Below are 23,590 nucleotides of genomic sequence, written 5' to 3' on the forward strand. Positions count from 1 at the left end.
CGGGGTCACTTCTCCTCGGCGGCCGAGCGGGCGTCGTCCGAGACGACCTCGGGGTGCCCGTCGTGCATTTCGATGTGGCGGTGCTCGCGGCGCATCTTCGCCAGGCTCGCGAGCGTCGCGACGGTCATGCTCAGGACGATGACCACCAGCGAGGTGATCGTGTCGATGTCCCACACCGGCACGGGCTCGCCGCCGTTGATGAAGGGCAGGTCGTTCTCGTGCAGGGCGTGCAGGACGAGCTTCACGCCGATGAAGGCGAGGATGAACGCGATGCCGTACTTGAGGTACTCGAGCTTGTCGATGAGGCCGCCGAGCAGGAAGTAGAGCTGGCGGAGCCCCATCAGGGCGAAGATGTTCGCGGTGAAGACGATGAACGGGCTCTCCGTGATGCCGAAGATCGCGGGGATCGAGTCGAGCGCGAAGAGCAGGTCGGTCGAGCCGATCGCCAGGAAGACGATCAGCATCGGGGTGAAGAACGTCGTGCCGTTCTTGACCGTGCGGATCTTCGAGCCGTCGAACTCGTCCGAGATCCTCACGCGCTTGCGCAGGAGGCGGATGAGCAGGTTGTCCGTGCCCTCGTCCTCGTCCTCCTTGCCAAACGCCTGGTTCCACGCCGTGTAGACCAGGAACGCGCCGAACAGGTAGAAGATCCAGCTGAAGCTCTCGATGAGCTGCGCGCCGAGGAGGATGAAGATCCCGCGGAAGACCAGCGCGATGATGATGCCCACCATCAGCACCTCCTGCTGCAGCTTCGCCGGCACCGCGAAGCGGCCCATGATGATGACGAAGACGAACAGGTTGTCGATCGAGAGGCTGTACTCGGTCAGCCAGCCCGCGACGAACTGGCCCGCGAGCTCGCCGCCGCCGAGGATCAGCATCGCCAGCGCGAAGATCAGCGCGAGCGTGACGTAGAAGCCGACCCAGAGGCCGGACTCCTTCAGGCTCGGCACGTGCGGGCGCTTGTAGACCAGCAGCAGGTCGGCGGCGAGGATCAGGCTCAGGACGACGAACGAGCCGATCACGAACCAGACGGGCAGATCGAGCATGAGGGCCTTCCGAGTGGGTGGGGGGCCGAAAGTCTCTCCCCGGGGAGCGGACGGCCGTGCCGGTCCGCGTCACCCGTCCCGCCCCCGGCGCCGCGCAGGGGCGGTGCGTACTGACGGGAGCGGAAAGGCGGGATACTCCCCTTCGCGGATGCGATCCTAGCGCCGATCCGGCCGGATGCGGCTCCGGGGCGGCGGAGCGGGAACGAGGCGATCGGCGCGATGCGTCGAGCGGGTGCCGCGTGGCGAGCACCCGGGTGTTAAACGAGAAGAACCCCCGGTCAGACCGGGGGTTCTTCTCGTGTTGCCGTGGTGACCCCAGCGGGATTTGAACCCGCGTTACCGCCGTGAGAGGGCGACGTCCTAGGCCGCTAAACGATGGGGCCGCGTTTTTGCAACTCGAAGAGTGTTGCACACGGATCCGCATCGATGCAAATCGAGCGCCCGGCCCACCCCGTCTCCGCTCGGCCCGGGCCTTGCCCGCCGCTCGCCGAAGCGGTTGGCTCGGGTCATGAGACTGACGAAACTCGAGCACGCCGCCGTCCTGATCGAGGAGGACGGCGCCCGGCTGGTGATCGATCCGGGGTCCTTCACCCGGCCCGTCGAGGGGACGGCCGACACCGTCGCCGTGGTGCTCACCCACGAGCACGCCGACCACTGGACCCCGGAGCAGCTGCAGCGCCTGCGCGACGCGGCCCCGTCGCTGCGGATCCTCGGCCCGGCCGGGGTCTCCGCCGCCGCCGAGGGCTTCGACGTCGAGACGGTCGCCGACGGCGACGTGGTGACGGTCGGCCCGTTCGAGCTGCGCTTCTTCGGCGCCCGCCACGCGGTGATCCACCGGAGCATCCCCGTCATCGACAACGTCGGCGTCCTCGTCAGCGGCCGCGTCTACTACGCCGGCGACTCCTTCACCGTCCCCGAGGGCGTCGACGTCGAGGTCCTCGCGGCCCCGTCGGGCGCGCCGTGGATGAAGATCGCCGAGGCGATGGACTACGTGCTCGAGATCGCGCCGCGGCACGCCTTCGCGACCCACGAGCAGGTCCTCTCGGAGGCGGGACGCGCGCTCGGCCACGACCGGCTCGGCTGGGCCGTGCGCGAGGGCGGCGGGGAGTACCACGCGCTCGAGCCCGGCGACGTGCTCGAGCTCTGACGCCGGGGACGACGACGGCCGGGTCGGGGGTGAGCCCCGGCCCGGCCGTCGCGGCGATCCGCTAGCGGATCAGTAGTACTCGCCCTGGCGGTAGTCCCAGGAGTTGAACTGCTCGGCGAGGTTCAGCATGATGCGCTCGTAGTCGAGGCCGCGGCGGATCAGCACGGGGCCCGGGGTGATCGAGCGCTCGCTGCCCTGCACGGGGATGAGGGCGCCCGAGGCGTCCACCATCGAGACCATGACGCCCTGCTCGTGGCGGGAGTCCTCGTCCTTGTCCGGCTGGATGGAGGAGACGTACGAGTCGGCCGAGACGATGACGTCCGCCTCGTTCTCGATCCGCTCGCCGATGTTCGCGACCCGGCCGCGGTTGCCCACGCCCGAGGGGTTGGCCGAGCTGGCGAAGGTGAGGGTGCGGTCGCGCTCCCACAGGGTGGCGACCAGCTGCTCGGCGGGGCGGCCGAAGCGGATGACGAAGCAGCTCGTGCCTCGTCCGTCGCGGACCAGCTCGCGGGCGTCCTCGTCGATGAGCTCGACCGCCTCGGCCTTCCACGGGAGGATGCAGCCGAGCAGGACGTCCTGGTCCCAGTGCTTCCGGTAGAAGGCGAGGACCTCGTCGTTGAGCTCCGCGAGCTCGACGAGCTGCTCGATGCTGGAGCAGAGCACGACGCCGGGCTTGTTGCGGTTGCGCTGCTTGGCCGAGAACTTGCGCTCGAGGCCCGCACCGTCGGTCGTCATGAGGATGTAGCCGACCTTGGTCGCGCAGACGACCAGTCCACCGGGAGCGGCGAGCGCGTCCACTGCCTCGGCAGGAGCCTGCTCACGCCATTCGATCACCGTCGTGCTGGTCATTCTTTCCCTTTCGTGGTGTCCAGAGACGCCATGGGCGGGGCCCCGGCCGAGCGGAAGCCTAGCGGATGGCCCCGCGGCGGCAGGCGCGGCGGACCTCCCGTCCCACGGCGGGAGCGGCCCGGCCGGAGTGCGCTCCGCCGGGTGCTCGTGCAGATGGTCACGACCCCGCTGCGGGCCCTGCTCCCGGGCCCCAGGAGGTCACGTTCGCGAGGTCGGCGCCGAACTCGACGCGGAGGCGGACGGGCGGGCCGCCGCGCAGCACGTCCGGCAGCCACAGGCGAGCGTCGTCCCACATGCGGTCGAACGGCACCTCGTCGACCGGGACGAAGGCGGCGGCGAGCTCGCTCGACTCGGTGACCTCGCCGGCGACCCGGCGGCAGAGGAAGACGTGCGAGCGCTGACTCCACGCCGGCCGGTGGGGGAAGGAGTAGTCGAGCACGCCGCGCGGCTCCAGGTCGGCCGGAAGGGCGACCAGCCCCGCCTCCTCCTGCAGCTCGCGGACGGCCGCGTCGACGGGCGACTCCCCGGGCTCGAGCTTGCCGCCGGGGGCGACCACGCGGCCCTCGCCGAGGCCCCTGCGCTTGCGGCCGAGGAGCACCTCCGCACCCCGCGGGCCGTCGCGGAGGACGTAGACGACGCAGACCTCGGGCAGCCCCACCGCGCACCTCCGCTCCGGCGGGCCGGGGGCCCGGCACCGCCGTCGTAGGCTAGCCCGGTGACGACGACCGCGCTCGAGCGCTTCCAGGCCCTGCTGCGCGTCGACACCGTGTCCCACTCGGACGAGTCGGCGACCGACTGGAGCCGCTTCCACGCCTTCCGGGAGCTCGTCGCCGAGCTCTACCCGGCGCTGCACGCGGCGCTGGAGTCCGAGACCGTCGCCGGCCACTCCCTCCTCTGGCGCTGGCGCGGCGAGGAGCCGGGCGAGCCGGCCGTGCTGATGGCCCACTACGACGTGGTCAGCGTGACGGCGGCGGAGTGGTCGCACGACCCGTTCGCGGCCGAGACGGTCGTCGCCGCGGACGGCCGCACCTCCGTCGTGGCGCGCGGCGCACTCGACGACAAGGGCTCGCTCGTCGCCCTCCTCGAGGCGGTCGAGGCGGCGGTCCTGCGGGGCGAGCGGCCCCGGCACGACGTGTACCTCCTCTCCACGCACAACGAGGAGACGGCGGGCGACGGCGCCCCCTCGGTCGTCGCCCTGCTCGGCGCGCGCGGGGTCCGCCCGCGCCTCGTGCTCGACGAGGGCGGGAACGTGCGGCGCGGCATCCTGCCCGGCGTCACCACCCCGATCGCCGTGATCGGCGTCACCGAGCGCGGGATCATGAACCTCGAGCTGACCTGCCGCGACGTCGGCGGCCACGCCTCCGCTCCGCCGCCCCCGCCCGGGCTGCTCGCCACCCAGCGGCTCGCGAGGGCGATCCACCGCCTGACCGAGAACCCGTTCCCCTCGACCCTCCCGGAGCCGATCGCCCAGCTGGTGCGCGCGGCGGCCGACCACGCGGACGCGGCCCACGCTGTCTGGTACGCACGACCGCACGAGCACCCGGACGCCGTCGTCGGCGCGCTCGCCGCCCACTCCAACCGCTCGGCCGCGATGCTGCGGACGACGGTCGCGATCACCGAGCTGCGCGGCAGCACCGGAGCGAACGTCCTCGCCTCCAGCGCCAGCGCCACCGCGAACGTGCGGATCAACCCGGGCGGCACCGTGGCGGGCGTGGTCGAGCGCATCCGCGCCGTCATCGACGACCCGGAGGTCGAGGTCGAGGTGAAGGTCGCCCACGAGCCCTCCCCCGTCTCCCCCACCGGCGAGCCCGGCGACGGCGGGCCGTACGACCTGCTCCGCGCGGTCGTGCAGGAGTCGTTCCCGGACGCGGTCGTCGCCCCCTACGTACAGACCGGCGGCAGCGACGCCCGGCACTTCCACGCCATCAGCGACCACGTCTACCGCTTCATCCCGTTCGAGATCAGCCCTCGGCAGCAGCTCGGGATCCACGGGGTCGACGAGTCGGTCGAGGCCGACCAGTTCGAGCGCGCCATCGAGTTCTACGCGCGGCTGCTCGCCCGGCTCTGATCGCGGCGGTCCTCAGGGGCCCGGAAGGACCGCGCAGCGACCGACAACCTGGGAGAACCGTTCGATGACGCGCCGACCGGTGTTGGCCCGGAGTTCACCCCGCGATGATGGACTGATCGCAGCGGGCTCGCCTCCGCTGGAGCAGTGCGCAAGTGCCGACGCCGGGTCGCGTGATCCGGCTCCCGCCGATCGTGGAACCCGAGGATCATGTCCCTCCGCCAGGCCGAGTACCCCCGGCCCAACCACTTCATCCTTCACCTGAGCGACACCCACTTCATCGCCGGAGACGGCGGCCTGTACGGCTCCGACGTCGACAGCGAGGCCCAGCTGCGGCTCCTGTTCGACGAGCTGGAGGCGTCCGGCGGACGTCCGGAGGCCGTCGTCATCACGGGTGATCTCGCCGACAAGGGCGAGCCGGAGGCGTACGCGAAGCTGCGCGCCGTCGTCGAGCCCGCGGCCGCACGCCTCGGCGCCGAGGTGATCTGGGTGATGGGCAACCACGACGACCGCGGCGCGTTCCGCTCGGGGCTGCTCGACCAGCTCCCGACCACGCAGCCGGTCGACCGCGTGCACGACGTCAACGGGCTCCGGATCATCGCGCTGGACTCCACCGTGCCCGGCGCCCACTACGGCGAGATCTCGGACGCGCAGCTCGACTGGCTGGCGGAGGAGCTCTCCAGCCCGGCCCCGCACGGCACGATCCTCGCGCTGCACCACCCGCCGGTGCCGAGCGTGCTCGACCTGTCGGTCCTCGTGGAGCTGCGCGACCAGCCCGCCCTCGCGGAGGTGCTCGAGGGCTCCGACGTCCGCAGCATCATCGCGGGCCACCTGCACTACTCGTCGACGGCGATGTTCGCCGGCATCCCGGTCTCGGTCGCGTCGGCCACCTGCTACACCCAGGACCTCAACGTGCCGGTGGGAGCGACCCGCGCCCGCAACGGCGCCCAGGCGTTCAACCTGATCCACGTCTACGACGGCACGGTGCTGCACTCGGTGGTGCCGATCGGCGCCTCGACCGAGGTGTCCTACGTCTCGGCGAACGAGACGCAGCGGATCCTCGCGGACCACGGCGTCGAGATCGCCGCGGCGACGGCGGCCCCCGTCGCCCGGGACGAGGAGCTCTACCCGCCGCTCGTGGAGCGGGTGGGCGTCAGCGCGTAGCGGCGCGGCGGGGCGTCGGGGTCGCTCCCACGCCTCCGGGCGCCGCGTCGACCGCGTCCTCGGACACGGCCGGCGGTGTCAGCGCCCGCCGGCGCGGTCCCGTGCGAACAGCCATCCGGCGAACGCCAGCGCCGCGGCCAGCGCGACGCCCACGCCGACGCCCGCTCCCACTCCGATGCCCGGGAACACGAGCGAGCTCGCCAGGCCGAGCAGCAGCCCGGCCACCGCTCCCCCGACGGCCCAGCCCACGGTCAGTCCTCGCGCTCCCACGGAGCCGGGATCGGGTAGTACTCCTCGAGGAATCCGATGACGGCCTTGGTGCGCGCCTCCGCCGAGATCTCGGGGAAGCTGCCGTCGTTGAGGCAGAAGAAGTCGACTCCGCGGTTCTTGAGGAGCTTGCGCATGTCCTTCAGCCCCTGATGCATCGTCGTGTCGACGTACTTCACCGAGGCGTTCTCCTGCACGACCGCGCGCCCGGTCATCAGCGCGTAGTAGTGGTAGAGCGAGTTGGTGACGGAGACGTCGCTCGCGGAGCGGAAGCGGCTCGCGGCGGTCGCGGTGAACTCCGGCTCGAACTCGGCCTCGAGCTCGGCCATCACGGTCTTGCGGAGCGGCGTGGCGGCGTGCTCGAGGTGACGGGTCGTCATCGCGCCGAAGCGCTCGCGGAGCAGGCGCCGGTTGACGCGAGCCGCGTTCTCGAAGCCGCTGCGGGAGGCGTTGGAGTCGCCCATGCCGATGCGGGTCGTCGCCTCGATGAACTTCGTGATGCCCCCGGGCGAGAAGAAGATCGACGGGTCGACCGGGCGCCCGAAGAACATGTCGTCGTTGGAGTAGAGGAAGTGCTCCGCCAGCCCCGGGATGCGGTGCAGCTGGCTCTCGACCGCGTGGGAGTTGTGCGTCGGCAGCACCGAGAGGTCGCGGAAGTGGTCCTCGCTGCGCACGAGGGTGACGTCCGGGTGCTCGTCCAGCCAGCGCGGGCGCGGGGAGTCGGTGACGATGTAGATGTGCCGGATCCACGGCGCGTACATGTAGACGCTGCGCAGGGCGTACTTGAGCTCGTCGATCTGACGGAAGCGCGCCGGAGCGTCGTCGCCCTCGCCCACCACGTAGCTCGCCATGCGGGCCGCACGGGCGCGCTGGAACTCCAGGTCGGTGCCGTCGACCCACGAGAAGACGATGTCGACCGCGAAGCGGATGTCGCTGACGAGCGGCTCGAACATGCCCTCGAACGTCGGCCAGGTGCGGCCGTACGCCTCGACGTGGGCGTCGATGGCTTCGGCGACGGGGAGGCTGTTGCGCATGAGCGCGTTCTCGGCGGGAGTGATGATCTCCTCCTCGCCCACCTTCCACAGCTCGAGGCGGACGCCGCTGCGGGCGCCGTAGCGCAGCGATCCCGTGGAGGAGACGCGCGGGCGGAAGAGCTTGAAGACGGAGGCGCGCGGATACGGCGCGAGCACGCCCTCGGCCAGGAGCTGCGGCGGGGTGCCCCGCTTGTCGACCGTCTTGGCGTAGAAGGGCTCGGTCGCGAAGGCGCGCGCCAGCAGCGTCGCCAGCTCGGCGCCGAGCACGCGGTCCACCGCGAGGAAGGGCGAGCCGTCGGTGCCGCGGATGAGGCGGTAGGGGAATTCGGCGGCGTCGAGGACGTCGCCGATGGCGATCAGGTCCTCGGTCCAGGCCGCGCGGGGCGTCGTACTCGAGTTCACCAGCGAGAACAGGCCGGCATGGACCACGACGTCGTCGCGGTCGAAATGGCGCGGGCGCAGGAGCGGTGACGGAAGAGCACGGACGGAAGGCATGATTCACATTATCCGCCGTGGATTTCGTCCGTGTGACCGGGCCGTCGGCTTGACAGCGACCGCGGGGCCGCACGGTCAGCGCGAGAGCGACCCCAGACGGTCCCCCGCCTTCTCCGCGGCCTTCGCGGCCCGCCTGGCGCGGTGCCGCTCCTCGGCGGCGACGACCCCCAGCGCGAAGGCCCCCTCCCCGCTGCGATCGGCCTCCTCCAGGATCAGCGCACGGGCGGCGAGCGCGTCGCGCTCCTCCCCCAGGGCGTCGGCGAGGTCCTCTCCCGCCGCGGCGAGCGAGCGGCGCCGGGCGCCGACGGCCTCGGGGACGACCGCCCGCCACGCCTCCACGGTGTAGCGGAGCCGCTTCGCCGCCTTCCGCAGGTCGTGACGAGCCTCGAGCGAGCCGCCGGCCGCCGCGGAGCCCGCCGCGGAGATGCGCGCGAGGTCCTTCGCGACGGAGCGGCGCACCAGCGCCGTCGCGCTCGAGCCCGCACGCGCGGTGCGGGGCGGATCCGCGAGCAGGGCGTCGAGCGAGGCGAGGAGCGCGAGGTAGCGGCCGCCGCGCAGAGTGCGGTCGACGCGGCGCAGCGCCGAGGCGTGCCGGTGCTCGATCTCCTCCAGCAGGGCGGAGGGGGTGCTCGGGGCGCCCTCGACGGCCGCCAGGGAGGTGCGGAACCGCTCGGCGAGCACCTCCTGATCGCGAGCGGCGCCGAGGACCCCTCCCAGCCAGCGCAGCTCGTCCCGCACGGGGTCGGTCGCCGCACGGTCGAGCACGGAGCGGGAGGCGGCGAGGACGGACCGGAGCCGGCGCGCGAGCACGCGCATCCGGTGCAGGGCGTCGTCGGCCTCGAGGCGCACCCGCGGGTCGACGGCGCGCAGCTCGCGCAGGAGCGAGCGGACCGCGGCGAGCGCCGCCTCCCCGCCGTTGCGCGGATCCGGGACCGTCTCCTCGATGGGGCCGCCGGTGGCCCGGGCGAGCTTGGAGGCGCTGGCGGCCGGGCGGGCGCCCGCGGCGAGGAGGCGCTGCTCGATCGCGTCGAGGATCCGCTCGCCCTCGTCCCCCGGGACGTCGACGAGCTCGACCTCCCACTCCCTCCAGCGCCGTTCGCGGCCGGTGCGCTGATCGCGCGCGGTCACCAGGTCGTCGGCGATCTCGGCGAGCTCCCGCCCGTGGGAGTCGAGGGCGCGGGTGATCGAGCGGACCGTCTCGAGCAGCGCCAGCGGCTCGAGCGGCGCGCGCCCCACCTGCCCGAGCACCGGCTCGCGGACGGCGGACGGGACCGTGCGCGAGGCCGTGAGCTCCGCGTGGATCTCGGTGCGGCCGGAGGAGCCGGGCAGCTTGACGTGCCAGCCCTGGTCGGATCCGCCCTCGCGGCGGCGCAGCGTGATCCGCGCGCGGGACAGAGCGCGCTCGGCGGTGTCGAAGTACTCGGCGCGGAGGGTCACCGGCTCCTCCGTGCGGACGCTCGCGACGCTCCCGGTGCCGGTCAGGTCGGGCAGCCGGGTGCCCGCGTCGACGTCGTACTTGCGCTCGACCTCGGTCTGCACTCTCCGCGCACCGCCCGCCCGGGACGTCGCCGACTCGTTCTCCGCACCGCTGGCCATGCTCCATTGTGATCACGCCCGGCGCCGCTGCGGCACCCCGGGGCGGCCAGGGGCGCCCTCGCCCTAGGCTGGAGCGATGACCGCGCCCGTTCCGCCCGTCGCCCGCCGCGTCCCCCTCGAGCGCCGCCACCACGGCGACGTGGTGGTCGACCACTACGAGTGGCTGCGCGAGAAGGAGAGCCCCGAGGTGATCGCGCACCTCGAGGCCGAGAACGCGTACACCGAGGCGGTGCTGGCTCCTCTCGCTCCGCTGCGCGAGCGCCTGTTCGAGGAGATCCGCTCGCGGACGAAGGAGACCGACCTCTCGGTCCCCGTCCGGGAGGGCTCCTGGTGGTACTTCTCGCGCTCCTACGAGGGCCGCCAGTACGCCGTGCACTGCCGGGCGCCGATCAGCGGGCCGGACGACTGGACGCCGCCGTCGATCGCCGAGGGCGGTCCGCTCGAGGGCGAGCAGGTCGTCCTGGACGGCAACGCGGAGGCGGAGGGGCACGACTTCTTCTCGCTCGGCAGCTTCGACGTCTCGGCGGACGGCCGACGGCTGCTCTTCGGCACCGACGTCGAGGGCGACGAGCGCTACACCCTCCGCATCCGCGACCTCGAGACCGGCGAGGACCTGCCGGACGTCATCGAGGGCACCGGCGGCGGAGCGACGTTCGGCGCCGACGCGCGCTTCGTCTTCTACCCGACCGTCGACGACTCCTGGCGCCCCGACACGATCTGGCGGCACGAGGTCGGCGCCGGGACCCCGGACGAGGTCGTCTTCGCCGAGCCCGACGAGCGCTACTGGATCGGCGTGGGCCTCACCCGCAGCCGCCGCTTCCTCGTCATCGAGATCGGGAGCAAGATCACGAGCGAGTGCCTGCTGCTGGACGCGTCCGACCCGACCGGCTCCTTCCGCTCGGTGTGGCCGCGCCGCGAGGGCGTGGAGTACGAGGTCGAGCACGCCGTCGTCGACGGACGCGACCGCCTGCTGATCGTCCACAACGACGGCGCCCTCGACTTCGAGATCGTCGAGGAGCCGGCCGACCTGTCGCTCGACGCCGATGCCCGGGCCCGCGAGCGCCGCGTGGTGGTGCCGCACCGCGAGGGCCGCCGGATCGAGGGCGTCGACGCCTTCGCCGGGCACGTCGTCGTCTCCTACCGGGCCGACGGAGCCACCCGGCTCGGGCTGCTCCGCGAGGACGGCGCCGGAGCGCGGCTCGAGGAGATCGTCTTCGACGAGCCGCTCTACGACGCGGGCCTGGCGGGGAACCCGGAGTGGGAGCAGCCCTCCCTCCGCCTCGCCTACACCTCGTTCGTCACCCCCTCGACCGTGCTCGCGCTCGACGTCGCGACGGGCGAGCGCACGGTGCTCAAGCAGCAGCCGGTACTCGGCGACTACGACCCCGCGCTCTACGTGCAGAGGAGGGAGTGGGCCGTGGCGGAGGACGGCACGCGGGTGCCCCTCTCGCTCGTCTGGCGCCGCGACGCCGCCGATCCGGACTCGGCCCCCGCGCCGCTCCTCCTCTACGGCTACGGCTCGTACGAGGCGAGCATCGACCCGGGCTTCTCGATCGCGCGCCTCTCGCTGCTCGACCGCGGCGTCGTCTTCGCCGTCGCGCACGTCCGCGGCGGCGGGGAGATGGGCCGCTCCTGGTACGAGAACGGGAAGACGCTGGCGAAGCGGACGACCTTCACCGACTTCGTCTCCGCGGCGCGGCACCTGGTCGACGCGGGCTTCACCACTCCGGACCGCCTGGTCGCGCAGGGAGGGTCGGCCGGCGGCCTGCTGATGGGCGCGGTCGCGAACCTCGCCCCGGAGGCGTTCGCCGGCGTCCTCGCGCAGGTCCCGTTCGTCGACGCGCTCACCTCGATCCTCGACCCGTCGCTCCCGCTCACCGTGATCGAGTGGGACGAGTGGGGCGACCCGCTGCACGACGCCGAGGTCTACGCCTACATGAAGTCGTACTCGCCCTACGAGAACGTCCGCGAGGACGTGCAGTACCCCCGGATCCTCGCGACGACGAGCCTCAACGACACCCGGGTGCTCTACGTGGAGCCGGCGAAGTGGGTGGCCAGGCTCCGCGAGGTCGGCGCTCCCGCGCTGCTGCGCACCGAGATGACCGCGGGACACGGCGGAGTGAGCGGACGCTACGAGCGCTGGCGCGAGATCGCGTTCGAGTACGCCTGGACGCTGGACGTGCTCGAGCTGGCCTGAGCGCCCCGCCGCAAGCCCCTCCGCCCGTCGCACGCGGCCAGTAGGGTTCGGGGTGCCGACGGAGGGAAGAGCATGAGCGCAGGCCTGTCGATCGACCGCATCGCCGCATGGGTGGCGGACCAGAGGTGGTACGCGAGCAAGGGGCGGCGCCCCGAGCTGGAGGTCCGCGGCGCCTGGTCGCTGCACCCCGGCGAGGCGGAGGTGGTGGACCACCTCTTCATCGACCGGGCAGGCACGAGCCCGGTGCTGTACCAGGTGCCGGTGACCGTCCACGCGGCTCCGGTGCCCGGGCTCGAGGACGCCCTCGTCTACTCCGACGACGTGCACTTCGTGTACGACGCTCCACGGGACCCGGTGTTCGCCCGCGCCCTGCTCGGGATGATCGCCGACGGCGGCCGCTCCGACGAGGACGGCGCTCAGGGCGGCGCCCGCGCCGAGGGCCACCGGCAGCCGGGTGCCGCGATCGGGGCGTTCGCGTCCTCGAAGGTGCTCAGCGGCGAGCAGTCGAACACCTCGGTGATCGTCCGCACCACCGCCGACGACGGATCCGACGCGACCCCGGTGATCGTCAAGGTCTTCCGCGCCCTCCACCACGGCGACAACCCGGACGTGACGGTGCAGTCGGCGCTCAACGCCGCCGGGAGCGCCCTCGTCCCGCCCGTGATCGGCAACGTGACCGGCGAGTGGGACGACGAGGGCGAGGAGACGGGCCGTGCATTCGGGCACCTCGCCTTCGCCCAGGAGTTCCTCCCCGGGGTCCAGGACGCGTGGCGCGTCGCCCTCGAGGCGGTCGCCGCCGACTCCGACTTCACCGGACCCGCCCGCGAGCTGGGCCGCGCCACCGCCGAGGTGCACGCGACGCTGGCGGAGGTCATGCCGACCGAGGACACCACGTCCGAGGTCGTCGAGCGGATGGTCGCGGCCATGCGCCGTCGCCTGCGCATCGCCTCGGCAGAGGTCCCCGTGATCGCCGAGGACTCGGAGGCGATCGAGGCCGTGTTCCGCGCCGCCGAGACCGCGCCGTGGCCGAGGCTCCAGCGCATCCACGGCGACTACCACCTCGGGCAGGTCCTGTCCGTGCCCGATCGCGGCTGGGTGCTCCTCGACTTCGAGGGCGAGCCGCTGCGGCCCATGCACGAGCGCCGTCTTCCCGACGTGGCGCTGCGCGACGTGGCGGGGATGCTGCGCTCCTTCGACTACGCGGCGGGTGCGCACGAGCAGGCCGAGCCGGGCGCCCCGAGGGCGGCGTGGGCGGCGGCGAGCCGTGCCGCGTTCCTCGAGGGCTACGCCGAGCGAGAGGGCGACGCGGTCACCGCGCACCGGGCGGTGCTCGACGCGTTCGAGCTCGACAAGGCCGTCTACGAGGCGATCTACGAGGCGCGCAACCGGCCGGAGTGGCTGTCGATCCCGGTCGCCGCGGTGCAGCGCCTCGCCGGACGCTCGTAGGGTGGCAGGCATGAGCGACGACACCGACGACAAGAAGCCCCTGGACCCGCTGAGCGACTTCAGCATCCCGGGCGACACCGATCTGCACACGACCGGCGACGCCTCGGGCGCGGACGGCGACGAGGTCGCGGAGCCCGGAGCGGACGAGGACTGAGCCGCCTGCTCTGCGGGGCCGGCCGCCGGCTCGGCTCTGCGGAGCCGGCGGCCGGCCTAGCCCAGCGGGGCGAGCGGCTCGACCGCCGGCCCCTCCAGCACCGTCCCGTCGGCTGCGAAGCGGGAGCCGTGCAGCGGGCAGTCCCAGCTGCGCTCCGAGTCGTTCCAGGTGACGATCCCGCCGAGGTGCGGGCACACCGCCGACACCGCGCAGCGCCTCCCCTCCACGGTGGAGACCGCGACGGGCTGCAGGCCGTCGCGGGCGAGCGAGCCCTGGCCCTCCGCCGGCACCACCCCGGCCGACCGGGGCGCGCGGAGCACTGCCGACCAGCCGCGGGCGTACCAGGCGCCCACCGCCAGCCCGGCGCCGAGCCCCTCCGCCATCACCCGCGGCAGCGTGGGCCGGCGGTGCAGCGTCCTCGCCCAGGCCGGCGTCCCGCCCTCGAGGTCGGCGACGAGCGTCAGCGCGGCCTGCACCGCGTTGGTCATCCCCCACTTGTCGTAGCCGGTCGCCAGGAAGATCCGTCCGCGGCCCCGCGGCAGCCAGCCCACGAACGGCACACGGTGGAACGGCTGGTAGTCCTGGGCGCTCCACTGCGCGACCGGCTCCGCCCCCGGGAAGGACCGCCGCGTCCAGGCGACCAGGTCGTCCACCGCCTCCGAGGTGACGGGCCTGCGCCCCACCGGGTGGCCGTTGCCGCCGATCAGGAGGAGCCGCTCGCCGTCGCGCTCGGCGTCGCGCACCGAGCGGGACGGCTCGTCGACCGAGAGGTACATGCCGTCGGGGATCGGCGCGTCGGTGCGGAACGCGACCGCGTACGAGCGCAGCGCTGCGATCTTGGCGAAGTAGAGGCCGCGGTCGAGGATCGGCGCCCCCGTGAGCAGGTAGGCCCGGTCCCCGGTCACCGGGCCCGCGCTGGTGCGGACCCGGACGGGAGCGGTCGCTCGCATCCCGAGGGCCCGGACGCCCTGCACCAGCGTGCCCCCGGCGGCGCGGAAGTCGGCGGCGAGCGCCGTGAGGACGTCCATCGGGTCGAACTGGGCCTGGTCGTCGAGGGCGACGGCCGCCGTGCTGGGGAACGGCACGTCGAGCTCGCCGACGAGGCGGGTCGCGAGGCCGAAGCGGCGCGCGGTCGCGTGCTCCTTCAGGACGGCGTCCACGCCCTCGGGCGTCTGCGCGTAGCTGTAGGCGGTGCGCCTCTGCACCGGCACGCCCGCGCCCTCGCAGTAGTCGAGCAGCCAGCGGAAGCCCGCGAGGTTCGCCGCGACGTAGGCCTCGGTCACCGCGGGGATGTTGCGCTCCGCGATCCGGGAGAGGTGCGCTCCCTGCAGGAGGCTGAGCTTCGCCGTCGTGTTCCCGGTCGTGACCGCGCCGACCTCCCGCGCCTCCAGCACCAGCACGCGCCGGCCGGTCCGCTGCAGGAGGAGCGCGGTGACCAGCCCGGTGAGTCCGGCGCCGACCACGACGTCATCGAAGTGCGCGCCCGGGACGAACTCGTCGGAGGGGATCGGAGCCGCGCCCGCCCGCCAGAGGGAGCGGGGCCGCGGGGCCGTCGTGGTCGTGTCCTCCGGAGTCATCGGGAGTCCCTCCGTTCAGGGGCCGGACGGCCCGCGAGCGACGCTACGCGGAGCCTCCGGGACCGTCACGGTGTTGACACGTCGCGGGACGCGGGCTCAGAGCCAGCCCCACCTCTTGAAGAGCCGGTGCAGCACCACGCTCGAGGCGAGCATCGCCGCGAGCGCCGCCGGGTACCCCCACGCCACGTGCAGCTCGGGCATCACGTCGAAGTTCATGCCGTAGATGCTCGAGATCATGGTCGGCGCGAAGAAGATGGCCGCCCAGGCGGAGATCCGCTTGACCTCGTCGTTCTGCTGGTTGCCCACCTCCGCGAGCTTCTTCATGTCCTCGTTCTGGCGCTGGGCGACGAGGGTCGCGTTCACCGCCAGGATCTCCCGCAGCGTGGTGCGGAAGCCGTCGACCCGCTCGGTGACGAGCGCGACGTGGTCGGCGACGTCGCGGATGTAGCGGCGCAGCTCCACATCCGACTGGAACACCTCGAAGTCGGTGACGAGCCGCCCGAGCATGCCGGTCAGCGGAGCGACCGCACGCTGGAAGTCCAGCACCTCCTGGCTGAGCTCGTAGATGCGGCGGGACACCGCCGGGTCGCCCTCGAAGACCTGCGCCTCGATCTCGTCGATGTCGTTCTCGAGACCGGCGACGACGGGCGAGTACTGATCCACGACGGCGTCGAGGATCGCGTACAGCACGGCGACCGGGCCGACGCGCAGCAGCTCCGGATCGGCCTCCATCCGCCGCCGCACCAGCGAGAGGTCGGGCTTCTCGGAGTGGCGGACCGTGACGACGAAGTTCGACCCCACGAACAGGTGGAGCTCGCCGAAGTCGACCTCCTCGCGCTGGTCGGAGTAGCTGGCGGCGCGCAGCACCACGAACATGTCGCTGCCGTACCGCTCGAGCTTGGGCCTCTGGTGCGCGCTGATCGCGTCCTCGAGGGCGAGCGGGTGCATCGAGAACTCGTCCTCGAGCGCGGCGAGCTCGGCCGCGTTCGGCCGGTACAGCCCGATCCACGCCATCGCGTCGGGCAGCTTCTGCAGGGCGGCGAGCGCCTCCGGGATGCTGCCGGGAGAGACGACCCGGCGGCCGTCCTGGTAGATCGCGTTGTCGACCGTGCTGGTGCGGGCCGGCTCGTCGTCCGGGCGCAGACGCTGGATGGGAGCGGTGTCCTCGGCGGCGGCGCGGGTGCGCGAGCCCAGACCCAGGATCGTCGCGGGGACGCGGGGCAGCTTCACGACCATCTCCTCTGCTCGACCGACGCCCTATTGTGCACCTCCCGGTGAACGGGAGGTGTCCGCTGCGCCGCCGGTGTCGGAGGGCCTCACTAGCCTGGAGGCGCTCCCCCGGACGACGCAGAGGAAGGACGACCGTGAAGCTGCTGCACACCTCGGACTGGCACATCGGCCGCACCTTCCACGGGCACTCCACGACGGCGGCGCTCGCGACCGTGCTCGAGGCCCTGGTCGAGACGGTGCGGGCCGAGCGCGTGGACGCGGTGCTGATCGCCGGCGACGTCTTCGACTCCGCCGTGCCCGCCGCGGAGCACTACACCCTCCTCACCCGCACGCTCGAGGCGATCCGCGCGGCCGGCGCCGAGGTCGTCCTCACCAGCGGCAACCACGACTCCCCCGCCCGGCTCGGCTTCCAGGCCGGGCTCCTGCGCGGAGCGGGCGTCCACGTCCTCACCGACCCCGAGGCGTACGCCGAGCCGGTCCTGCTGCGCGACGCGTCCGGGCTCGAGGTCGGCGTCCACGGCATCCCCTTCCTCGAGCCCGCCCTCTACCGCCACCGGCACTCGGAGGAGCAGCTGCGCCGCCACGAGGACGTGCTCGCCTTCGCGATGGCGCGGGTGCGCGCCGCCGCCGAGGCGGCGGGCCGTCCCTGGGTCGTGCTCGCGCACTGCTTCGCGGTCGGAGCCCCGGCCGCGGTCCTCGAGCGCGACATCACGGCGGGCGGGCTCGACTACGTCTCGGTCGAGCACTTCGCCGCGGCCGACTACGCGGCGCTCGGGCACATCCACGGACGCGCCGAGCTGCTGCCGGGAGTGCGCTACTCCGGAGCGCCGCTGCACTACTCGTTCGGCGAGGCGTCGAAGCCGCGCGGTGCCTGGCTGGTGACGATCGGGCCCGAGGGGCTCGAGGGCGTCGAGTGGTCGCCGCTCCCCGTGCCGAGGAGGCTCAGCGTGATCGAGGGCGAGCTCGAGCAGCTGCTGCGCGATCCCTCCCTGGCCGAGGTGGAGGGCGACTGGGTCTCGGCGGTGCTCACCGATCCCGTGCGCCCGCTCGACGCGATGGCGCGCCTGCAGTCGCGCTTCCCCGGCTGCGCGACGCTCGAGCACCGGCCCCCGCACGCCGCGGCCGAGCCGCGCGCGTACGCCGAGCGGATCCGCGGGCGGAGCGACGTGGAGGTCGTCGACGACTTCCTCGCCCACGTCCGCGGCGGCCACGGCGCCACGGACACCGAGCGCGCCCTCACCCTCGACGCGCTCGCGGCCGTCGAGGCCGAGGCTCTGCGGTGAGGATCCGCCGACTCGCCTTCGCCGGGCTCGGACCGTTCCGCGCCGAGCAGTGCGTCGAGTTCGACCGGCTCGAGGACGTGGGCGTGTACCTCATCGCCGGGCGCACCGGAGCGGGCAAGTCGACGATCCTCGACGCGATCGCGTTCGCGCTCTACGGCTCGGTCCCCCGCTTCGACGGCACCGCCTCGCGCCTCCGGAGCGACCACAGCGGCCCCGAGGACGAGACCTTCGCCGAGCTCGAGTTCGAAGCGGCGGGGCGCGTCTACCGCGTCCGGCGCTCGCCCGAGTACGAGCGGCCGAAGCGGCGCGGCACCGGCACCACGACCCAGCCTGCGAAGGTCGAGCTGCTGGAGCAGGTCGACGGCACCTGGGTCGGGCTCTCGTCGAGCGCGAAGGAGGTGGGCGCCGACATCGGCCGGATCGTCGGCCTGACGAAGGACCAGTTCCTCCAGGTGATCCTGCTGGCGCAGAACCGCTTCCACGAGTTCCTGCTCGCGAAGAACGACGACCGGCAGCGGCTCCTGCGCACGCTCTTCGCGACCGAGCGCTTCGATCTGCTCCGCCGCCGCCTGCTCGAGCAGCGCGATGCGAGCGCCGTCGGGCTCGAGGAGGAGCGCGCGGCCGTGACGGCGCTCGCGGACGAGGCCGTCCGGCTCCTCGATGACGGAGCCGAGCCGCCTCTGCCGGACGCCGCCTGGTTCGCCGGGCTGCCGGCGCGGCTCGCCGCTCCGCTCGAGGCGGCCCGGGCCGGCTCCGCCGCGGCCGACGCGGCGCACGAGGCCGCGGGCACCGCTCTCGACGACGCCCGGCGCATCGCCCGGGGCCAGGAGCGTCGCCGGCGCGCCCTCATCGAGGCCGAGGAGCTCGCGGTCGCCGAGGCGCACGTCGAGCAGCAGCGGGCCGCGATCGAGCGCGCGCGCCGGGCCGACGGCGTGCTGCCGCTGCTCCGCTCCGCCCGGGCAGCCGCCGAGAAGGAGCGGGCCGCCCGGCAGCAGCGCGACCTCGCCGCCGACGCCTACGGGGACGCGTCCAGAGGCCCGGCCGCCGAGACGGCCGAACGGCTCGCCGCTGTCCTCGGCGCCCTCGCCGAGGCGCTGGCCGAGGAGCGCCGGCTCCCCGACGCGGAGCGCGTCGCCGAGCGGTCCGCACGCGCCGAGCAGGCGGCGGCGACCGAGCTCGCCGGGATCGAGGCGGAGCTGCGCGAGCTGCCCGCCCGCGTCGACGCGCTCGCCGCCGAGGAGGAGTCTCTGGCCGGGGAGGCCGCCGCCGTCCCCGCGCGCGTCGACGAGCTCGCCGCGCTCGAGCGGAGGATCGCCGCGGCCCTCGAGCGCGATCTCACTGCGGCGAGTCTGCAGCGGCTCCGCACGGCCTACGCCGACGCGGCGCGCGTCCACGGCGAGCGCGCCGCGGAGCAGGCCGCCCTGATCGCGCGCCGGTTCGCCGGATTCGCCGGGGAGCTCGCCGAGCGGCTGGAGCCGGGCGAGCCCTGCCCCGTCTGCGGCTCGTGCGAGCACCCCCGCCCGGCCGAGCACGACGGCCCGACGACGGTCGGCACCGACGACCTCGACCGGGCCCGCGTCGCGGTGGAGCGCGCCGCCGCCGCCCTCGACGGCGCCCGCGAGCGCGAGGGAGCCGCGGCTCGGGCTCTCGCGGCGCTCGAGGAGCGCGTGGGCGGGGACGCGGATCCGGAGTCGCTCCGCCCGGCGCACGAGCAGCGGCTCGCATCGGCGCGCGCCGCGGCCGCCCGCATGGAGGAGCTGCGGCGCGAGCGCACCCGGCTGCGCACCCGGATCGACGCTCTCACGACCGGGCGGGACGCCGCTCGCGAGGAGCACCGCGCCCGCGCCGACGAGTCCGCCCTCGCCGCTGAAGCGCTGCGGCTGCTGCGGGAGCGCGTCGAGGCCTTCCGCGACGGCGCGACGAGCGTCGCCTCGCGGGTCGAGCAGCTGAGCGCCCAGCGCCGCCGTGCCGTCGCCCTGGTCGAGGCCGAGGAGGCGGCCGTCTCGCGGTCCGAGGCCGCCGCCGCCGCCCGGGAGGAGCTCGCCGGGGTCCTCGCTGAGCGCGGCTTCACGACCGCCGAGGAGGCCGAGTCGGCCGCGCTGGCCAGCGGGGACCGGGCGCGGGCCGAGGCCGTCGTCGCCGAGCACGAGCGACGGCGGAGCGCGACGGAGGCGGTGCTCGCCGATCCGGAGCTCCGCGGACTGCCGGGCGCAGCCGTCGACCTCGCCGCCGCCGAGGAGCGCTCGCGCGAGGCCTCCGCCCGTCGCGACGAGGCGCGAGCCGGCCTCTCCGTGCTCGAGCACCGCTCGGAGCGCCTGGTCGAGCTCGCCGCGACGGCCGCGGGCCGCCTCGCGGTGCTGGGTGAGCGCCTCCGCCGCCACGAGGAGCTGCGCGCGCTGGCCGAGACCGTCTCAGGCCGGGGTCAGAACACGCGCCGGATGGACCTCGAGGCCTTCGCCCTCGCCGGACGCCTGGAGGAGATCGTGACCGCGGCGAACCTCCGCCTCGACGCGATGACCAGCGGCCGCTACGCGCTCGCCCACGACGACTCGCTCGCCTACCGCGGCGCCGCCTCCGGCCTCGGGATCGACGTGCTCGACGCCTTCACCGGCGTCCGCCGGCAGCCCGCCTCGCTCTCCGGTGGCGAGACGTTCCTCGCCTCGCTCGCCCTCGCCCTCGGTCTCGCCGACGTGGTGACGGCGCAGTCCGGCGGCATCTCGCTCGAGACCATGTTCATCGACGAGGGCTTCGGCTCGCTCGACGCCGAGACGCTGGAGACGTCGCTCAGCACGCTCGACGAGCTGCGGTCGGGCGGTCGGACGATCGGCCTGATCAGCCACGTCGACGCGATGCGCGAGCGGCTTCCGATCGGCCTCCGCGTCGCGGTGGGGCCGCGCGGCGACTCGACGATCCTCACCGGCTGAGCGGCCGCTCCCGAGCGAAGGGGCGACGACGGCCCGCTGGCTCCTCTCGCACTGCAGCAGCGAGCGCGCCCGCGCCCGCTGCTAGGGTCGTGCGCAGTGACACGGGGTGCCCGCCAGGGCTGAGAGAAGACCCGTTGAACCTGATCTAGTTCGTACTAGCGAAGGGATGTCGCGAATGAGCATTCGCACGCCTGTCCACCCGACCCTCCCCGCCGACACAGCGCCCGACCCGGTGTCCGTGGGTCGCGATCTCGCCGAGCTCCGCGCCGCCGAGCCCCTGGTGCAGTGCATCACGAACGCGGTCGTCACCGGCTTCACCGCCAACAGCCTGCTGGCCCTCGGTGCCAGCCCGGCGATGTGCGACCTGCCCGGTGAGGCGGGCGTCTTCGCGGGCATTGCCTCCGCCGTGCTCGTCAACCTCGGCACGCCCGGAGCGGAGCAGCGCGAGGGTGCTCGAGAGGCGGTCGCCGCGGCCGGACGCGCCGGCACCCCCTGGGTGCTCGATCCGGTCGCCGTCGGCCCGCTGCCCGTCCGCACCGCTCTGGCGGTGGAGCTGCTCGAGGCGCGGCCCGCGATCATCCGCGGCAACGCCTCCGAGATCCTCGCCCTCGCGGGAGCCGGTGCGGGCGGCCGCGGCGTGGACGCCGTCGACACCGCCGAGCAGGCGCTCGACTCCGCCCGCGTCCTCGCCCGCCGCACCGGCGGCGTGGTCGCCGTCTCGGGAGCGGTCGACCTCGTCACCGACGGCGAGCGGATCGTCCGGGTCACGGGCGGCCACCCGCTGCTGACCCGCGTGACCGGCGGCGGCTGCGCGCTCGGCGCCGTGATGGCGGCGTTCCTCGGCGCGGGCGCCCGCCCGCTCGACGCGGCCGTCAGCGCCTCCGCGGTCTGGGGCCTCGCCGCCGAGCGGGCCGCCGTAGCGAGCAGCGGTCCCGGGTCCTTCGCCGTCGGCCTCCTCGACGCCCTCGCTGCCCTCCAGCCGGCCGACGCCGAGGCCGGGGCGCGGATCGCATGAGCCTCGACCTCTCGCTCCACCTCGTCACGGACACCGCTCAGTGCGGTCCGCGCGGCGTGCCCGCCGTGGTCGCCGCCGCCGTCCGGGGCGGAGTCACGACCGTGCAGATCCGCGATCACGACGCCTCCGCCGCCGAGCTCGTCGCCCTGACCCGGGCCGTCGCCGCCGTCCTCGACGAGCGCACGACCCTGCTGGTCGACGACCGCGTCGACGTCGCCCTCGCCGCCCGCCTCGCGGGCGCCCGCGTCCACGGCGTCCACCTCGGGCAGTCCGACCTCCCCGTCACCGCCGCCCGCTCGCTGCTCGGTCCCGACGCGGTGATCGGGCTCACCGCGAACACCCCCGAGCACCTCGCCGCCGTCCGCGCCCTGCCCGCGGGGACGGTCGACTACCTCGGCGTCGGCGTCATCCGGCCCACCGCGACCAAGCCCGACCACCCCGCTCCCCTCGGTGTCGACGGGTTCGCCGCCCTCGCCGCGGCCACGGCGCTGCCCTGCGTCGCCATCGGCGGAGTCGGAGCCGCGGACGCGGGGCCACTCCGCCTCGCCGGTGCGGCCGGCCTCGCGGTCGTGTCGGCGCTCTGCACGGCCGCCGACCCCGCGGCGGCCGCCCGCCTGATCCGAGCGGAGTGGGACCGGTGACCGCCGGCGCCCGCGTCCCCCGTGTCCTCAGCATCGCCGGCACCGATCCGACCGGCGGTGCCGGCGTCCAGGCCGACCTCAAGTCGATCGGCGCGCTCGGCGGCTACGGCATGGCGGTCGTCACCGCGCTCCTCGCGCAGAACACGCACGGGGTCCGCTCCGTGCACCTGCCGCCCGCCGTGTTCCTCCGCGAGCAGCTCGACGCGGTGAGCGACGACGTCACGATCGACGCGGTGAAGATCGGGATGCTCGCCACGGCCGAGTACGCCGGAGTCGTCGCCGAGTGGCTCGACGAGGTCCGCCCGCCCGTCGTGGTCGTGGATCCGGTGATGGTCGCGACCAGCGGTCACCGGCTGCTCGCTCCCGAGGCGGAGGACGCCGTGCGCGACCTGCTCCGCCGCGCCGACCTGGTGACGCCGAACCTCCCCGAGCTGGGCGTGCTGGCCGGAGAGCCGACCGCCTCCGACTGGCCGGCCGCGCTCGCGCAGGGAGCGGCACTCGCCCGCGCCCTCGACGCCGCCGTGCTGGTGAAGGGCGGCCACCTCGACGGCCCCGCCACCCCGGACGCGATCGTCACCCCCGACGGCCTCGTGCGCGAGGTCCCCGGCGAGCGCGTCGCCACCTCCAACACGCACGGCACCGGGTGCTCGCTCTCGTCCGCGATGGCGACGCTCCTGGCCGGGCGCGACGCCTCCTCCGACGCCCTGGTCGAGGCGCTGACGGAGGCCAAGGAGTGGCTGACCGGCGCCCTGCGCGCCGCCGACGCCCTGGAGGTCGGCTCCGGCAACGGCCCGATCGACCACTTCCACCGGCGACGTCCTCCGGCGTTCTGCGCGGACGTCTGGGAGCGGACGCGGACCCTCCGCGACGAGATCGACGCGCTCCCGTTCGTGCGGGCCCTCGGCGACGGCTCCCTCGGGCGGAAGGACTTCGAGTGGTACCTCGAGCAGGACGCTCTCTACCTCACCGAGTACGCCCGCGTCCTGGCCGTGGCGGCGCAGCGCGCGCCGACCACCGCCGAGCAGGTCTTCTGGGCCGAGGGCTCGGCGTCCGCCCTCGCGGCGGAGGCGCAGCTGCACCGCGACCGGCTCGGGACCAGGGACGCGGCTCCCGCGCCCGTGACCCGCGGCTACACCGACCACCTGCTCGCGGTCGCCGCGCGGGGCGGCTACGGCGAGATCGTCGCCGCCCTGCTCCCCTGCTTCTGGCTCTACGCCGACGTCGGGTCGCGTCTGGCCGCCTCCGGGCACCCCGAGCACCCCTACGCGGACTGGCTGCTCACGTACGGCGACCCGGTCTTCGCGACGGCCACCGAGCGGGCGATCGAGTTCACGGAGCAGGCCGCCCGCGACGCCTCACCGAGGGAGCGCGCCGCGATGAGGGACGCGTTCCTGCGGTCGAGTTCGTTCGAGAAGGACTTCTTCGCCGCACCGCTCGCCCGGACCGGCTGAGCTCTCAGC

19 protein-coding genes, 1 tRNA gene and 1 riboswitch are annotated in these 23,590 nt (G+C 74.1%); of the genes, 11 read left to right on the plus strand and 9 right to left on the minus strand.

Annotation, left to right across the window (positions count from 1 at the left end; translation table 11 throughout):
• Positions 1-5: 5 nt before the first annotated feature.
• Together C5C27_RS01570 and C5C27_RS01575 are read right to left on the minus strand one after the other, a co-directional pair.
• Positions 6-1,046: a TerC family protein gene (locus tag C5C27_RS01570; RefSeq protein ID WP_104237895.1), complete on the minus strand. Its 1,041-nt coding sequence runs from the start codon at positions 1,044-1,046 to the stop codon at positions 6-8.
• A gap of 307 nt (positions 1,047-1,353) precedes the next feature.
• Positions 1,354-1,429: transfer RNA gene (locus C5C27_RS01575), tRNA-Glu, on the minus strand.
• A gap of 125 nt (positions 1,430-1,554) precedes the next feature.
• Between C5C27_RS01575 and C5C27_RS01580 the strand changes: the two genes are divergently transcribed.
• Positions 1,555-2,193 carry an MBL fold metallo-hydrolase gene (locus C5C27_RS01580; protein WP_104313346.1) on the plus strand — a complete coding sequence of 213 codons (639 nt, stop codon included), beginning with the start codon at positions 1,555-1,557 and terminating at the stop codon, positions 2,191-2,193.
• Positions 2,194-2,262: 69 nt separating this feature from the next.
• On the opposite strand, the gene C5C27_RS01585 is transcribed toward C5C27_RS01580, so the two are convergent.
• Positions 2,263-3,042 (minus strand): L-threonylcarbamoyladenylate synthase, encoded by a 780-nt coding sequence (locus C5C27_RS01585; RefSeq protein WP_104283457.1) that lies wholly within the window; start codon positions 3,040-3,042, stop codon positions 2,263-2,265.
• Between the two features lie 157 nt (positions 3,043-3,199).
• On the minus strand, positions 3,200-3,700 hold the full coding sequence (locus tag C5C27_RS01590) for an 8-oxo-dGTP diphosphatase (RefSeq protein WP_181133415.1): 501 nt from the start codon (positions 3,698-3,700) through the stop codon (positions 3,200-3,202).
• A 57-nt stretch (positions 3,701-3,757) separates the two neighbouring features.
• On the opposite strand from C5C27_RS01590, the gene C5C27_RS01595 reads away from it, so the two are divergent.
• Both C5C27_RS01595 and C5C27_RS01600 read left to right on the plus strand, forming a co-directional pair.
• The gene (locus C5C27_RS01595; protein ID WP_104295021.1) at positions 3,758-5,110 is read left to right on the plus strand and encodes a M20/M25/M40 family metallo-hydrolase; all 1,353 of its coding nucleotides are present in this window, start codon (positions 3,758-3,760) and stop codon (positions 5,108-5,110) included.
• Between the two features lie 207 nt (positions 5,111-5,317).
• Positions 5,318-6,271, plus strand: a complete 954-nt coding sequence (locus C5C27_RS01600; protein WP_104237890.1) for a phosphodiesterase — start codon at positions 5,318-5,320, stop codon at positions 6,269-6,271.
• 78 nt (positions 6,272-6,349) lie between these two features.
• On the opposite strand, the gene C5C27_RS17805 is transcribed toward C5C27_RS01600, so the two are convergent.
• The 3 genes from C5C27_RS17805 to C5C27_RS01610 form a co-directional block, all read right to left on the minus strand.
• Positions 6,350-6,520, minus strand: a complete 171-nt coding sequence (locus C5C27_RS17805) for a hypothetical protein (protein ID WP_159939285.1) — start codon at positions 6,518-6,520, stop codon at positions 6,350-6,352.
• Between the two features lie 2 nt (positions 6,521-6,522).
• Positions 6,523-8,067 (minus strand): stealth family protein, encoded by a 1,545-nt coding sequence (locus tag C5C27_RS01605; RefSeq protein ID WP_104313347.1) that lies wholly within the window; start codon positions 8,065-8,067, stop codon positions 6,523-6,525.
• A 75-nt stretch (positions 8,068-8,142) separates the two neighbouring features.
• Positions 8,143-9,663 carry a CYTH and CHAD domain-containing protein gene (locus C5C27_RS01610; protein ID WP_104313350.1) on the minus strand — a complete coding sequence of 507 codons (1,521 nt, stop codon included), beginning with the start codon at positions 9,661-9,663 and terminating at the stop codon, positions 8,143-8,145.
• A gap of 76 nt (positions 9,664-9,739) precedes the next feature.
• On the opposite strand from C5C27_RS01610, the gene C5C27_RS01615 reads away from it, so the two are divergent.
• The 3 genes from C5C27_RS01615 to C5C27_RS17810 all read left to right on the plus strand — a co-directional run bounded on the left by C5C27_RS01615 (position 9,740) and on the right by C5C27_RS17810 (position 13,460).
• On the plus strand, positions 9,740-11,860 hold the full coding sequence (locus C5C27_RS01615) for a S9 family peptidase (protein WP_104313352.1): 2,121 nt from the start codon (positions 9,740-9,742) through the stop codon (positions 11,858-11,860).
• Positions 11,861-11,932: 72 nt separating this feature from the next.
• Complete coding sequence (locus C5C27_RS01620) at positions 11,933-13,306, plus strand: phosphotransferase (RefSeq protein WP_104313354.1); 1,374 nt, start codon at positions 11,933-11,935, stop codon at positions 13,304-13,306.
• A 10-nt stretch (positions 13,307-13,316) separates the two neighbouring features.
• A complete protein-coding gene (locus C5C27_RS17810; RefSeq protein ID WP_159914626.1) occupies positions 13,317-13,460 on the plus strand; it encodes a hypothetical protein in 144 nt (47 codons plus the stop codon).
• A 56-nt stretch (positions 13,461-13,516) separates the two neighbouring features.
• Here the strand turns inward: C5C27_RS17810 and C5C27_RS01625 are convergent, their stop codons facing one another.
• Positions 13,517-15,037, minus strand: coding sequence for an FAD-dependent oxidoreductase (locus C5C27_RS01625; RefSeq protein ID WP_104313356.1), 1,521 nt, complete (start codon positions 15,035-15,037; stop codon positions 13,517-13,519).
• A gap of 96 nt (positions 15,038-15,133) precedes the next feature.
• On the minus strand, positions 15,134-16,273 hold the full coding sequence (locus tag C5C27_RS01630) for a magnesium and cobalt transport protein CorA (protein WP_104223070.1): 1,140 nt from the start codon (positions 16,271-16,273) through the stop codon (positions 15,134-15,136).
• A gap of 128 nt (positions 16,274-16,401) precedes the next feature.
• On the opposite strand from C5C27_RS01630, the gene C5C27_RS01635 reads away from it, so the two are divergent.
• From C5C27_RS01635 to thiD, 5 genes are all read left to right on the plus strand, one after another.
• Entirely contained in the window at positions 16,402-17,550 is a 1,149-nt protein-coding gene (locus C5C27_RS01635) for an exonuclease SbcCD subunit D (RefSeq protein WP_104313358.1), read from the plus strand.
• The gene (locus C5C27_RS01640) at positions 17,547-20,474 is read left to right on the plus strand and encodes an AAA family ATPase (RefSeq protein ID WP_104313361.1); all 2,928 of its coding nucleotides are present in this window, start codon (positions 17,547-17,549) and stop codon (positions 20,472-20,474) included. Before C5C27_RS01635 ends, C5C27_RS01640 begins: the two co-directional genes overlap by 4 nt.
• A 92-nt stretch (positions 20,475-20,566) precedes the next feature.
• Positions 20,567-20,658, plus strand: a riboswitch (TPP riboswitch).
• Positions 20,650-21,489, plus strand: coding sequence for a hydroxyethylthiazole kinase (gene thiM / locus C5C27_RS01645; RefSeq protein WP_104313363.1), 840 nt, complete (start codon positions 20,650-20,652; stop codon positions 21,487-21,489). Its footprint overlaps the riboswitch before it by 9 nt.
• Entirely contained in the window at positions 21,486-22,130 is a 645-nt protein-coding gene (gene thiE / locus C5C27_RS01650) for a thiamine phosphate synthase (protein WP_104237880.1), read from the plus strand. The genes thiM and thiE overlap by 4 nt, the downstream gene beginning before the upstream one ends.
• Entirely contained in the window at positions 22,127-23,581 is a 1,455-nt protein-coding gene (gene thiD, locus C5C27_RS01655) for a bifunctional hydroxymethylpyrimidine kinase/phosphomethylpyrimidine kinase (RefSeq protein WP_104313365.1), read from the plus strand. Before thiE ends, thiD begins: the two co-directional genes overlap by 4 nt.
• The last annotated feature ends 9 nt before the right edge of the window (positions 23,582-23,590 follow it).

The organism is Rathayibacter sp. AY2B7 (genome assembly GCF_002931635.1).
In the GTDB taxonomy this organism is placed as follows: Bacteria; Actinomycetota; Actinomycetes; order Actinomycetales; family Microbacteriaceae; genus Rathayibacter.

Coding starts and splice junctions, on each gene's coding strand:
- C5C27_RS01605 (WP_104313347.1), bottom strand. CDS start 8,067: ATGCCTTCCGTCCGTGCTCTTCCGTCACCGCTCCTGCGCCCGCGCCAT.
- C5C27_RS17810 (WP_159914626.1), top strand. CDS start 13,317: ATGAGCGACGACACCGACGACAAGAAGCCCCTGGACCCGCTGAGCGAC.
- C5C27_RS01585 (WP_104283457.1), bottom strand. CDS start 3,042: ATGACCAGCACGACGGTGATCGAATGGCGTGAGCAGGCTCCTGCCGAG.
- C5C27_RS01570 (WP_104237895.1), bottom strand. CDS start 1,046: ATGCTCGATCTGCCCGTCTGGTTCGTGATCGGCTCGTTCGTCGTCCTG.
- C5C27_RS01610 (WP_104313350.1), bottom strand. CDS start 9,663: ATGGCCAGCGGTGCGGAGAACGAGTCGGCGACGTCCCGGGCGGGCGGT.
- thiM (WP_104313363.1), top strand. CDS start 20,650: ATGAGCATTCGCACGCCTGTCCACCCGACCCTCCCCGCCGACACAGCG.
- C5C27_RS01625 (WP_104313356.1), bottom strand. CDS start 15,037: ATGACTCCGGAGGACACGACCACGACGGCCCCGCGGCCCCGCTCCCTC.
- thiE (WP_104237880.1), top strand. CDS start 21,486: ATGAGCCTCGACCTCTCGCTCCACCTCGTCACGGACACCGCTCAGTGC.
- C5C27_RS01600 (WP_104237890.1), top strand. CDS start 5,318: ATGTCCCTCCGCCAGGCCGAGTACCCCCGGCCCAACCACTTCATCCTT.
- C5C27_RS01620 (WP_104313354.1), top strand. CDS start 11,933: ATGAGCGCAGGCCTGTCGATCGACCGCATCGCCGCATGGGTGGCGGAC.
- C5C27_RS01615 (WP_104313352.1), top strand. CDS start 9,740: ATGACCGCGCCCGTTCCGCCCGTCGCCCGCCGCGTCCCCCTCGAGCGC.
- C5C27_RS01580 (WP_104313346.1), top strand. CDS start 1,555: ATGAGACTGACGAAACTCGAGCACGCCGCCGTCCTGATCGAGGAGGAC.
- C5C27_RS01630 (WP_104223070.1), bottom strand. CDS start 16,273: ATGGTCGTGAAGCTGCCCCGCGTCCCCGCGACGATCCTGGGTCTGGGC.